Source organism: Lacibacterium aquatile (assembly GCF_042683105.1).
Classification (GTDB): domain Bacteria; phylum Pseudomonadota; class Alphaproteobacteria; order Elsterales; family Elsteraceae; genus Lacibacterium; species Lacibacterium aquatile.
On record NZ_JBHUIP010000001.1, the window covers coordinates 307,534 to 319,043 of the forward strand.

Here is an 11,510-nt window from a genome sequence, read left to right on the forward strand (position 1 = left end):
ACGAGGGAAGAATGAAAAAAACCTGTCTGCTGACCCTGCTCTTCGCAACATGCAGCCTCGCGACTGAGGCCGCTCAGCCGAGCGCGATCGTGAACGAGGTCAGCGACCCGAAAGTAGGCGTTCAGCCCATGGAACTGCTCCCTGCCGGAACCCGACTGACCTTGAGCAAGGGAGCTAGCCTCAGCCTTGGCTATCTCAAATCCTGTCGGGAGGAGATCATCACCGGCGGCACCGTTATTATCGGGACCGAGGCAAGCAAGGTGCAGGGCGGCACCGTCACCCCCAGTCAGACAGACTGTGATGGCGGCACCTTAGCCCTGAGCGCGGCAGAAACAGGTCAAAGCGGTGTCGTTGCCTTCCGCCGTCCGCCCAAGCCTGCGGCAGCAGGCTTACCAGAGTCTCAGCGGACGCTCCATGGCACGAGCCCCATTCTTGTTGCTTCGCCTGGTTCTTCCTTCAAACTGACGCGCCTCGATAGTGCTGGCGCGCCGATCGTCGTCGGCATTCCCAGCGCAAAAGGCAAGTTAGGCGCGATCGATATGGCAAAGGCGGGAGCCGCGCTGCCCCCTGGCTCATTGTATCGTATCGACGGCCCTGGCCATTCTCTGGTGATCCGGATCGCAAATGACGCTAGAGACGGGGCTGCCCCGGTCGGACGGCTGATCGTCTGGTAGATGAGGCCTCGTATCCGAGATCTTGGTGTCCTCGTCCTGATCGCCAGTTTGGCTTCGGCAGCGTTTCTGTTACCCGATTCCGGACGGTTGAACGGCATGGGGATCGATCTGCTCTTTGCCCTGCGAAAGGCGGTGTTCTTATCGCCACCTCGCCCGGCGGAGCCGGTCGCCATTGTTGCGATCGACGAAGAAACCTATCGCACACCCCCTTTTGATACTCTGCCGCAAAGCCTCTGGACGCCGCAGTTTGCAGTGGTCATGGAGCGGTTGCTGGATGCCAAGCCCAAGGCCGTCGGCATCGATGCCATCTTCTCCACGACGATCGAACCGATAGCTCCCGGCTACGAGCGTCCCTTTCTGCTGGCTTTGCGCCGGGGCGCGCGCGAAGGGCGCCTCGTCCTTGGCAAGGTGCAGCATCAGGCCGAGCCGATCCTGCCCCATGTCAGCCAGCGCTTCGCCGTCGGACAGGGCGCCATTCGAGCCACAAACCTTCCTGCGGATATCGATGACGTTATCCGGCGGGCTCCCGCCCCCTTTCGGACCCCGCAAGGAGGTCTGGAGGACCCCTTCGCCTCAGAACTGGCACGTCGCAGCGGTAGCGAAGTGATACCCGGTGATCTGATCGATTTCCGCGACGGACGCCCCCTACCGATCTATAGCCTCGCCGATCTGCATGCCTGCAGCGATCCGACATTTTTCCAAACGCATTTCAAGGATCGCGTCGTGCTGATAGGCGCGGTTTTGGATGTCGAAGACAGAAAGCTTACCTCGGCCCAGCGGATCGCCGAACCCCCGACGGTTGCGGCCCGCTGCGTGCCCGGGGAGAAGAAGTCCTCTTATACTCTGGGTCTCCGCCGCGACACGATCCCCGGTGTCTTCATTCACGCCGCAATCCTGGACAACGCCCTCAGCAAGCTACGCCTGCAGCCGGTACCAGCCTGGGCCGCCGGCGCCGGAGTGTTTGTGCTGACGCTGCTCGTGACATTTGTCATTCACCGTCTCTCGGTCGTCCCCGGAGTCATAGCGGGATTAGGTTTGATGGCGGGCTGGATTGTCATCGCCATAGCTTTTTTTGCCTCGGGTTGGGCGCTGCCGATTCTCGAAGGGCTTGCCGCCGCGATCCTGGCAGGGGTCGCCGCATTCGGCTTCCGAGTCGCAGTGACGGACCGTGACCGCCGGCTCATGCGGCGCATGTTCGGTCTTTATCTCTCCCCCGCCCTGGTCGATGGCATGGCCGCCAGCGGTACAATGCCAATATTAGGCGGTGAGCGCCGGGAGATGAGTTTTCTCTTCACCGACATCGAAGGCTTCACGACCTTGAGCGAGTCTTTGGAGCCGGAGGTTTTAGCACAGACGCTCAATGCCTATCTCGATGGGGCTTGCACCATCATTATGGAACATGGCGGCTTGGTGAATGAATTCATCGGGGATGCCATCGTCGCTTTTTTTGGCGCACCGGCCGTGCAATCAGACCACGCTCAGCGGGCCTTATCCTGCGCCCTTGCCCTGGATACCTACGCCGAGGATTTCCGAAAGTCCCGCCAAGCCGAAGGGTTGAATTTCGGGCGTACCCGCATCGGCATCCACAGCGGGCAAGCGATTCTTGGAAACTTCGGATCAAAGGCACGCCTGAAATATTCTGCGCTTGGCGATGCTGTGAACACGGCCGCACGGCTAGAAGGGCTGAACAAATACATCGGTACCCGGATCTTAATATCGCAGGCCACGGCAGCCCAATGCCCCCAAGCGCTGCTGCGGCCGGTAGGCGAATTCATATTGAAGGGCAAGCAGGAGGCTCTTGGCGTCTTTCACCCGGGACAGTTCGTTTCAGGCTATGCCGAAGCCTATGAAGTTCAGCGACTAGGGCATGCTGATGCGATGTGGGAGGTGCTCGCCCAGAAGTTTCCGGATGATGAAGTCATTGCGTTCCAGCGAACTCGTCCGGGGCCAGGGGTCGTAATGGAAATGGCGGAAAAATAGCCTGCATCCGCTGGCCCAGGAGAAGCAATTGCGGATGCTGCATCTGCTAGCCGATGTGGAGGTCCAACCGCAGTATGTGAGCAGCCTAGCCCAGAACTCGGGCGCCCTCTCTAATGATGTCAGCTGCCGATCTGCTCCCAGACCACCTGATTTCTTTGGGCGCTCGGCACCATAATTATCGATATGTGCAGAAACGGCTTTATGTCATAGCCCTACTGCACAATGGGCTGAAAAGCCTTATGTCGACGTCGGGTTTGGAAGCCGAGTTGTCGCGGCACCGCTCGCATGGATATCACCACCGCGCACCGTCACCGCATTGGACGCCAGAATGATACCATTCTCCTTAAAGGCGGCGAGCAACAGCTTCATCGCCTCGCGCTGAATTAGGGTCGGATTGCCTGGCTTGGCGGTATATTTCAGGCGCACCACCAAAGAGTTCTCGGTGACGTCCTGAATGCCCTGCAGCTTGAGTGGCAGGATGATCTCCTTGCCCGCCTCTTCGTGCTCCATAAGGGCAAGGCCGACCTTCTTAACCACCTTGCGTAGTTGTTCCGGATCGGTCTCTCGGTCGAGGCGCAGCTCGAATTTGATGGTGCTCCAGTCGCGGCTGTAGTTGGTGACCGACTGGATTTGGCCGAAGGGGATGGTGTGCAGCGGGCCGTTCTGATGGCGCAACTGGACCGAGCGCAGCGTAATCTTCTCGACCGTACCCTTGAGGCGCCCGGTGTCGATATATTCGCCCAGGCGAAAAGCATCGTCGGCGATGAAGAAGATACCGGACACGATATCCTTGATCAAAGTCTGGGAGCCGAATGAAACCGCCAGACCCAGGATACCGAAGCCGGCCAGGAACGGGCCAATATCGATGCCCACCGACGACAGCACGACCAGCGCCGTTACCACCACGGCCGCCCCGAAGACAACGTTGCGCACCAGCGGCAGGAAGGTCGAAAGGCGGCTGGTGGGGGTGGCGCCCAATGTCTCCTCGTCCCCCGGCACCTGCGGTTTCACCTCGGGGGCGAGCGCTGCAAAACAGTGCTTCAGGAAGCTCCAGACCGTCCAGCAGAGCACGACTGCGAGCATCACCCGCTCGGTCGCGACGATCCCCATCAGCGCTTCACCTGCCGCACCACCCGACATGATGGGCTTCCACAGCTCGAAGATCAGATGGACGCCCAGCAGCCAGATCCCACCGGTCAGGCCGGTCTGCAACGCGTGCAAGACCGCCCCACCCACGGGCGAGATGGGTGGTTCGGCGGTTTCGGAACGCCGGATCAGGGCTGAAAGCGCCGCGTGGATCCCGATAGCGAGGACCGGCAGCAGCAATAGGATCACCTGCGTGGTCCCGGCGGCGAAATTCCAGGCGGCGCTTTCGGGCTTACTGGCGGCAAGAAAGCCCGCTGCCCAGATCAGGACCGCGGAGACCGCGTAGAAGACCGGAAGGGCTGCCGCAGCTGCGCGGCGCACGAGACCCGGCGCTTCCCCTGCAAAGGCACGTCTTATGTCCCCAGCCCCGGCAATGAACCAGTAGAGTTTCACGACGGTGAGCAGCGTGGCACCGACCAGGAACCAGCCCTCGATGCCGATATTGCTCATACCCGTGCGGTCGGCGAGACGAACCGTCTGCCCCACTACGCCGCCTATGGCGCCATAGGCAAAAAGCCAACCTGCATGCCAGCCCGGCCGTGCGATGACGATCAGACGGGCATCGGGTTTCGAGGGCGCGAACAGCAACTGCCCCAGCCCGGCATAGAGCCAGGCAATCACCGCCGCGTCGACGATGGTGTGGGTCGAATGAAGGGCAAGCGATCCTTCCGGAAAGGCCAGCCGCGTCAGCAGGCGGGCTACGCCCACAAAGGCGGCCACGGCCAGGAGGCCATAGAGCAGCCGTAGAAAGGCCCGGTTGAGTTGGCCGATGGCATCGGCACGCCGGGACTCCCGCCGCTGCACCGCCGCCTGCCCGGCTTTAAAAGCAGCCCCTCCGACCAGCCCGGCGATCATCACGATGCCTAAGGCGAGGCCCGCAACGGCGAACCAGCTGCTGCCTTCAGCGACAAGCCGCGCATTCCAGTCAGCAAAGAAACCGGAGATTTCCCGGGTCCCCAACAAGCCCAGATAAAAGCCGTCGTTGAGAGCGCCCCAAAGCATTTCTCCGGCCATGGAGGCCGATGCCATCATGTCCATCTGTCCGCCGTCAGCCATGCGCCTGCCCTCTTGTCGAATGCCGGAAGCCTAGCTGTTCGCACGGCCACGGCACAGACCAAACCGTCAGGCGGCACCGACGGAAAGATAGGTCGAGAAGTCATGGACGACCTGCTGCAGCCTCTGCATGCCCTGCCCCAGATTCTCCGAGGTCTTCAGCACACTTTCGGCGGTCGAACTGGAAGTCTTGGCAACTGTCTCCAGTGCCTGCATCGACACGCTGGTTTCGGCGGCCACCCCGGCGGTTTCGTCGATGCGGCCCAGGATGACGCGGGTTGCTTCTTCCTGATCGCGCACCGACTGGCCGACCATCTCGGCCATGGTTGAGACACCGGTGACGGTCTTGGAGATCTCGCCGATAGCCGCCACCGCGCTGCCGGTTGCGCTTTGCACAGCCTCGATCTGGCGGGTGATATCTTCGGTCGCCTTGGCGGTCTGGCTGGCAAGGTTCTTCACTTCGGAGGCGACAACGGCAAAGCCCTTGCCTGCATCCCCTGCCCGGGCCGCTTCGATGGTGGCATTCAGGGCCAGAAGGTTGGTTTGCCCCGCGATGGCGTTGATCAATTTCACGACTTCGCCGATATCGCGGACGGAGGCGGAGAGTGCGGCCACAGTTTCGCTGGTGCGGCCAGCTTCCTCCACAGCTTTGGCTGCCCGGCCGGTCCAGGTATGGACGTTGGCGGCGATATCGCCGATCAGGCGGGAGAGGTCCTGAGCTGCCTGCACGATGGCCGTGATGTTATCCTCGGTCTTCGCGGTGCCGGTCGAAACGGTGATCACGTTGGATCCGGTCTGGCGCGACACATCGGCGGTGGCGGCTGCTGCAGAGCGCAAGGCACCGCTGGCATCGGCCAGCACGCCGGTCAGCGATGCGATCTCGGTCTCGAAGGTCTGGATCTTCTCGTCCAGGGCTGCCCGGCGGGCGCTTTCCTTTTCGATCTCCGCCTGTTCGGCAGTCCGCGCAGCGCCGAGTTGCTGGAGCCCGTTGCGGAAGATCCTGACGGTGGCGGCCATCCGCCCAATCTCGTCATTGCGTCCCTCGTGAGGAATGGAGGTGTCGAGATCCCCGTCGGCCAGACCGTTCATGGCACCGGCCAGTCCCTGGAGCGGACGCACAACCCGCAAGAGCGTGAAAGCCAGAAAAAGCAGGGCCACGACCACGGTGGTGCCACCGGCGATCGCCCCGCCCACCAGCAGGGTTCCGTGCAACTCCAGAATACCGGCACGGTTGGCCTCGGTCAGGCGGGCGCGCTCGCGGGTCAATTGGGCATTGAGGGTGCGCATAGCCTGCACCGCTGGCTCTACATCCAGGGCAGCAGCTTGGGCCATCATCTTGTTGGTATCGCCAGAGGCCGCATCTTTCTTGGCCGCCTGCGCCATCTGCAAACCCTGGCCGAGGCCCGCGAGCGTCAGGGACAAGGTTTTGACGGCTTCCGCTTCCGGGTCGCTCAAGGGGCCGACGGAACCATAGATGTCGAGATTGGCCGAGGCTGAGCGCAGGGACTTGCGCGCCCGTTCCAACTGGGCCTCCTGGCCGTCGATGACATAATCCTTATAGGCATGGATGACCCCGCCGAAGCCAAGCGCGCTGCGCAATTCGGAGAGGACGTCGGCCTTCGTGGCGGCGCCCAGGTCATAAGCGGCCCAGCGCTCATCCACCTCGCGGACACCTTGAAGCGCCCGCACACCGACCCAGGCTCCGATCAGCAGGGCCGCCAGTAAACCGATGGACAACAGGCTACCGAGCCGGGCCAGGCTGGCATCGGCAAAAAGCACCTTTTTCATCGGGACATCCTTTCCAGGCGGGTTGCGATGAGATGATCGAGCGAAAGGCGCCCCGGCCCGCGCGTGATGATCACGGCCAGCAGGATCATCCAGAAGAAATGGTCGCTGTTATTAAAGGCCGGGTTCGCCGCACCCAGGACGAACTGGATGACGAGCGTCATGCAGAGCAACGGCAGGGCGGCGAGCCGGCTTGCCAGCCCGATGAACAGCAGAACCGGCGCCCCCAGTTCCGTGGCGGCAGCCATCACGGCGGCGAGGCCGGGGGGTAGCAGCGGAACCTGATATTCATAGTGGAAAAGCTGCAGGGTCGCTGGCCAGTCGGAGATTTTCTGCAGACCGGAGCGCCAGAAGATGAGCCCGACGGCAAAGCGGATCCAGAGGTCCACCAGCGGTGTCACCCAGGTCTGTGCGAGACGGCAAAGATCGCGATAGCGGTCGATGGCAAAGGCGGGAGTGATCATGGCTGTATCCAGGCAGACAGGGTTGAAGGCATATCCGCCGCATAGCCGGTGAAGACGCCATCGGCGATCAGCCGGGCCAGTTCAACGGGGATATCGGCTGGCGAGACATGGTCGGGAACGGCAATCAAGGCGGCGCCGAAGGTCAAACCGTCCAGCAGCGTTTCGGCAAAACTCGCCTGCCAGTCGCTCAGAAGCCGACTCATCACAACGCCGTCCTGGCGCAGGATCAGCACAGACTCCGGCATGGTGATGCTGACCGCTGACGGATCACCGCCAGGGACATGGGCCTTCCAGATGCTGTGGATGGCGAAACGCGAGCGGATGATCCGGGCCGACGGATGGCGGGAGAAACTGAGCCCCATGGCGTGGGTCGTCACCGACCGCAGGCGTTCCGGTTTCAGAGCCTCGGCCTCGCCAGCGAAATAAGCCTCCATCATCGCCCATTCGAGGCGGGCGAGGTCCGGTAGATAGGATAAGGCCCGCGCGGGCGGAAACACCGCCAGGAAGGCAGAAAACTCCCCGCCCCACGCCCAAAGCTCGGGCCTTAGCGGGGGATATGCCCCCAGAAAACGGCGCGCGACCATGGCGAAAAACTCAGGGCCCACCACCTGCTCAACCGTCGGATAGGCAGCCGCCAAGACCGCGGTCAAGGATCCCTGAACATTGTTGCGATAGAGCGCCAGGCGCCGCAGCCCATCAAGTTCCGGCGGTAGAGGCGATCCATCCAACACCCAGGCGCCGAGGGCATTCTGAAACTCAGTAAGCATGCCGCACCTGCAAGACTATGTCGGCGTAGGCCGCCTGCTGGAGCAGCACGTCGATGCGGGGGAGCTTCGTGTCCCATTCGATCAGCGTCGGACGTGGGCCCATGGCGGCGATCAACCGTTCATAGAGTTCCCAGACAGCGGGCGGCACGGCCGAGCCATGGTCGTCCAGCAGCACCGTCTCGCCCTCAAACTCGACCGTCGCATGCCCGGCGAGATGGATTTCGCTGACGGCATGAAACGGCAGTCCGCGTAGAAAATCATCGACCGGGCGCCCGAGGTTGAAGGCGGAGACATGAATATTGTTGAGGTCGAGAAGCAGTTCGCAGCCCGTACGCTGAACGAGTTCCGCCAGGAACTCGGCCTCGGTCATCTCCGCCCCCGGCAGTTCGACATAGGCGGAGGGGTTTTCGACCAGCAAGGGCCGCCCAAAAGCATCCTGCGCATGGTCGATATTGCTTGCGACCACCTTCAGACTCTCAGCCGTATAGGGGAGCGGCAACAGATCGTTGAGATAGACGCCACCCGCGACCGACCAGGACAGGTGATCGGAGATCAAGGCAGGCTCCAGCCGATCGAACAGCGCCCTTAGACGGAGAAGATGTTCAGGGTCGAGGCCATCGGCACTGCCTAGGGACAGTCCGACGCCGTGGCAACTGACCGGCACTCTTTCCCGGACCCGTTCAAGACGCTCGATGCGCGGACCGCCAGGAGCCAGATAATTCTCGCTATGAACCTCGACCCAGGCGGCGGGACATTTCTGGGCGAGAAAATCTGCCATATGGGGCTCACGCAGACCGATCCCGGCCCGCGCTGGAATTGGCCAGGGAGGCTGCGAGACGCTAAAAGGGCGCGGCCCGTTTAGGGTCGAGACATCGGACCGCGCCATGGGCCTTAGGCCTTCTTCTTATTGACGCCCTGGAACGGCATCAGCATGCCGTCCATCTTGGCGCAGGTGCCTGCGGGGACAAGCTTCCAATCGTTCCCGTCGAAATTGACCTTGGATTCACCAGCGCAAGAATGCAGGCCTGCAGCGTTGGCGCAGCCATTTTCTCCGGCTTTGGAGATGCCGTAGCACTTCTCCATGTTGGTCTGGGCGTTCGACGGAACGGCGGCCAGGGTAAGGGCGGCAGCCAAAGTCGAGGCGAGCGTCAAGGTCGTCGCAAGGCTATTGCTCATGCTGATCTCCAAATATTCAGTGATGTGGGTAAAGCGGTCTAAAAACCGCGAGCACTGCGCCCTTTTCTAGGCGGCAGCATCCTGTCGCAGCGCCTCGATGATCACTAAAGGATCCAGACGCTGGGTATAGTCGGCATCAACGAAGGCCAGACGGACGATGCCGTTCCTGCCAACAAGGTAGGTTGCCGGTATCGGCAGCTCCCAGGCTGTGGTCCCGGCCCTGGCTCCGAGATCGAGCCCCTTGCCGAGGTACATAAGGCGCACCTCGTCCGGCACGCCGGAAACCAGGCCGAACCGACGCGCCACCATATTCCCGGCATCGCTCAGAATGTCGAAGTCGAGCGCATGTTTTTCCGCCGTGCTGAGGCTATGGTCCGGCAGATCCGGCGAGATCGCGATCAAGGACGCGCCCAGCGCTTTCAGATCGGGAAGCGCCAGTTGCAGCGCCCGTAGTTCGGCCGAGCAATAGGGACACCAGCCGCCGCGATAGAAGCTTAAAACCAGCGGCCCCTGCGCCAGGGCTTCCGAGATATCGATCATCTTGCCCAGCGCGTTCGGCAGCGCAAAGCGCGGTACCGGCATTCCTGGTCGCAAGGCGCTATGTTCGACCCCACGTTCCTTGAGGTCGGCAATCATCCGCTGCAAGGTCTGGAGCTGTTCAGGAGGCAGCGTCGCCGCCACCCTTTCCCGTATCTCCCTTAATTGCCGTGGCAAGCGCATCGCCAGACCCCGAATTGCAGTGTTCCGTTGACAACAGCATGGCTCAGGGCTCGATTGCGAAAAACAGGGTATTGGGTACAGTATTGTTGCGTCAAACGCACAAATCCAACCGCGAGGGTCAGCCGTAATGGATCGTTTCGATGACCTCGTCGTCTTTATCGAGGTGGTGGATAGCGGCAGCCTGACGGCTGCAGGCGAACATCTGGGGCTCTCTGCCTCGGCTGTCAGCCGCCGCATCAGCCAGTTCGAGGAACGGCTCGGCACCAGCCTGTTCAGCCGAACTACGCGCCGGATCGCGTTGACGGAAGTCGGCGCCGCGTTTTGCCACCGGGCCCGCACGATCCTTGCCGCCCTGGATGAGGCCGAACGCTCAGTTGGGGAGATGGGTGACGAGCCTCGCGGCACCTTGCGCCTGATGGCGCCCGTGCATTTCGGACAACGCCATGTGTCGGCTGTGCTCCCGGCATTCCTCGCCCGCTTCCCCAAAGTGGCTCTCGACGTGCAGTTCCATGCCCGCCCGGCCATGACGAGCGAGAATGCCTTCGATGTCGCGATCCGCGCCGACCGCCTGACTGAATCGACCCTAATCGCGCGACGTCTTGCTCCCTTGCGCATCTGCGTGCTCGGTAGCCCAGAATATCTCACGCGACGCGGTATCCCGCGTGTCCCCTCCGACCTCGACCGACACGAATGTCTCTACCGGACGCTTGGCGGCACCCGCGTACCCTGGGAGCTCTCTATCGGTGGCGCCACCGCCAATGTTGGGACGACGGGCAGCTTCCAGTCCGACGATCTCGATGTGCTGCGCGATATGGCGTGCAGTGGCTTTGGTCTCGCCCAACTTCCGGCCTTCATCGCTGACGAAGAGCTTAGATCAGGCGCCCTCGTCCCCTTGCTCGATGAATTCGCTTCCCGCGACCACTCCCTGCATATCGTCTATCCCCCAGCCCGCCACCTCGCGCCGAAGGTCCGGGCCTTCGTCGATCATCTGGTCGAAACGATGGGCAAGCCAACCTACTGGGACAGCGCGATGCTGGCTTATACTTAGGCGCCCAAAGCTGCCACCACGAACGAAGAAGCTGTGCAGGCGCGGCGTCACGCGGCGATCGCGATTTCCGGGCAGATATTTCGGCTGCATCGATCCGGAACAGAAAAATCTGCAACCCTTCGAAAACCCCTTCGGGCCAGGGTTGTCAGCCATGTCTTAGGTACGTTCCGTTACCTATGTCTCAAGGTCGGACAACTAAATATTTGGCGGACAGGGTGGGATTCGAACCCACGGATGGTTGCCCATCGGCGGTTTTCAAGACCGCTGCCTTAAACCACTCGGCCACCTGTCCGGCGCGGATTATTTAGCCGGATGCGGGGGCAGAGTAAACACCCTCCTCCCCCGCCTGCATCATAATCTGCTCTGCCTTAACGGCGCCGAGGACCACCGGGGCGAGAGGGTGCACCGGCCGGAGGAACGCTGCCTGGGCGTTCGTCCTTATGACGATAGGTAATGCGACCCTTCGTCAGATCGTAGGGAGTCATTTCCACAGTCACGCGGTCACCTGCCAACGTACGGATGCGGCTTTTACGCATACGACCGGCCGTGTAAGCGATGATTTCATGGCCATTTTCAAGTTCAACCTTGAAACGACCATCAGGCAGCGCTTCTGCAACGATGCCGTCGAATTCGATGAATTCTTCTTTTGCCATTCGTGTTCCGATATCCCCTTTCTTAAACAAAAAAAGCGGCGGGC

10 protein-coding genes, 1 tRNA gene and 1 pseudogene are annotated in these 11,510 nt (G+C 61.7%); 3 read left to right on the forward strand and 9 right to left on the reverse strand.

Going from position 1 to position 11,510, the window contains the following annotated elements:
• The first annotated feature begins 11 nt into the window (after positions 1-11).
• Entirely contained in the window at positions 12-674 is a 663-nt protein-coding gene (locus ACFSM5_RS01515) for a hypothetical protein (RefSeq protein WP_379874454.1), read from the forward strand.
• On the forward strand, positions 675-2,654 hold the full coding sequence (locus ACFSM5_RS01520; protein WP_379874455.1) for a CHASE2 domain-containing protein: 1,980 nt from the start codon (positions 675-677) through the stop codon (positions 2,652-2,654).
• A gap of 237 nt (positions 2,655-2,891) precedes the next feature.
• Here ACFSM5_RS01520 and ACFSM5_RS01525 read toward each other — a convergent pair whose 3' ends face one another.
• The 7 genes and pseudogenes from ACFSM5_RS01525 to ACFSM5_RS01555 form a co-directional block, all read right to left on the reverse strand.
• Positions 2,892-4,856, reverse strand: a complete 1,965-nt coding sequence (locus ACFSM5_RS01525) for a mechanosensitive ion channel family protein (RefSeq protein ID WP_379874456.1) — start codon at positions 4,854-4,856, stop codon at positions 2,892-2,894.
• Between the two features lie 66 nt (positions 4,857-4,922).
• On the reverse strand, positions 4,923-6,641 hold the full coding sequence (locus ACFSM5_RS01530) for a methyl-accepting chemotaxis protein (RefSeq protein WP_379874457.1): 1,719 nt from the start codon (positions 6,639-6,641) through the stop codon (positions 4,923-4,925).
• A 146-nt stretch (positions 6,642-6,787) separates the two neighbouring features.
• Positions 6,788-7,102 (reverse strand): annotated as a pseudogene (locus tag ACFSM5_RS01535) (DoxX family protein); the annotation flags it as partial.
• Positions 7,099-7,869 carry an HvfC/BufC N-terminal domain-containing protein gene (locus ACFSM5_RS01540; protein WP_379874459.1) on the reverse strand — a complete coding sequence of 257 codons (771 nt, stop codon included), beginning with the start codon at positions 7,867-7,869 and terminating at the stop codon, positions 7,099-7,101. The gene ACFSM5_RS01540 and the pseudogene ACFSM5_RS01535, both read right to left, overlap by 4 nt.
• Positions 7,859-8,755 (reverse strand): MNIO family bufferin maturase, encoded by an 897-nt coding sequence (bufB, locus tag ACFSM5_RS01545; protein WP_379874460.1) that lies wholly within the window; start codon positions 8,753-8,755, stop codon positions 7,859-7,861. The genes ACFSM5_RS01540 and bufB overlap by 11 nt, the downstream gene beginning before the upstream one ends.
• 5 nt (positions 8,756-8,760) lie before the next feature.
• Entirely contained in the window at positions 8,761-9,045 is a 285-nt protein-coding gene (locus ACFSM5_RS01550; RefSeq protein WP_379874461.1) for a BufA1 family periplasmic bufferin-type metallophore, read from the reverse strand.
• A 66-nt stretch (positions 9,046-9,111) separates the two neighbouring features.
• Positions 9,112-9,726, reverse strand: coding sequence for a peroxiredoxin-like family protein (locus ACFSM5_RS01555; protein WP_379874462.1), 615 nt, complete (start codon positions 9,724-9,726; stop codon positions 9,112-9,114).
• A gap of 166 nt (positions 9,727-9,892) precedes the next feature.
• Here ACFSM5_RS01555 and ACFSM5_RS01560 point away from each other — a divergent pair, with 166 nt between their 5' ends.
• On the forward strand, positions 9,893-10,813 hold the full coding sequence (locus ACFSM5_RS01560; protein WP_379874463.1) for a LysR family transcriptional regulator: 921 nt from the start codon (positions 9,893-9,895) through the stop codon (positions 10,811-10,813).
• Between the two features lie 204 nt (positions 10,814-11,017).
• On the opposite strand, the gene ACFSM5_RS01565 is transcribed toward ACFSM5_RS01560, so the two are convergent.
• Positions 11,018-11,105: transfer RNA gene (locus ACFSM5_RS01565), tRNA-Ser, on the reverse strand.
• A gap of 76 nt (positions 11,106-11,181) precedes the next feature.
• Positions 11,182-11,466 carry a translation initiation factor IF-1 gene (infA, locus tag ACFSM5_RS01570; RefSeq protein ID WP_465261223.1) on the reverse strand — a complete coding sequence of 95 codons (285 nt, stop codon included), beginning with the start codon at positions 11,464-11,466 and terminating at the stop codon, positions 11,182-11,184.
• Between the last annotated feature and the right edge of the window lie 44 nt (positions 11,467-11,510).

What these genes read in the sequence shown, in the direction of transcription:
- ACFSM5_RS01515 (WP_379874454.1), top strand. Translation starts at nt 12, where the DNA reads ATGAAAAAAACCTGTCTGCTGACCCTGCTCTTCGCAACATGCAGCCTC.
- ACFSM5_RS01520 (WP_379874455.1), top strand. Translation starts at nt 675, where the DNA reads ATGAGGCCTCGTATCCGAGATCTTGGTGTCCTCGTCCTGATCGCCAGT.
- ACFSM5_RS01525 (WP_379874456.1), bottom strand. Translation starts at nt 4,856, where the DNA reads ATGGCTGACGGCGGACAGATGGACATGATGGCATCGGCCTCCATGGCC.
- ACFSM5_RS01530 (WP_379874457.1), bottom strand. Translation starts at nt 6,641, where the DNA reads ATGAAAAAGGTGCTTTTTGCCGATGCCAGCCTGGCCCGGCTCGGTAGC.
- ACFSM5_RS01540 (WP_379874459.1), bottom strand. Translation starts at nt 7,869, where the DNA reads ATGCTTACTGAGTTTCAGAATGCCCTCGGCGCCTGGGTGTTGGATGGA.
- bufB (WP_379874460.1), bottom strand. Translation starts at nt 8,755, where the DNA reads ATGGCGCGGTCCGATGTCTCGACCCTAAACGGGCCGCGCCCTTTTAGC.
- ACFSM5_RS01550 (WP_379874461.1), bottom strand. Translation starts at nt 9,045, where the DNA reads ATGAGCAATAGCCTTGCGACGACCTTGACGCTCGCCTCGACTTTGGCT.
- ACFSM5_RS01560 (WP_379874463.1), top strand. Translation starts at nt 9,893, where the DNA reads ATGGATCGTTTCGATGACCTCGTCGTCTTTATCGAGGTGGTGGATAGC.
- infA (WP_465261223.1), bottom strand. Translation starts at nt 11,466, where the DNA reads ATGGCAAAAGAAGAATTCATCGAATTCGACGGCATCGTTGCAGAAGCG.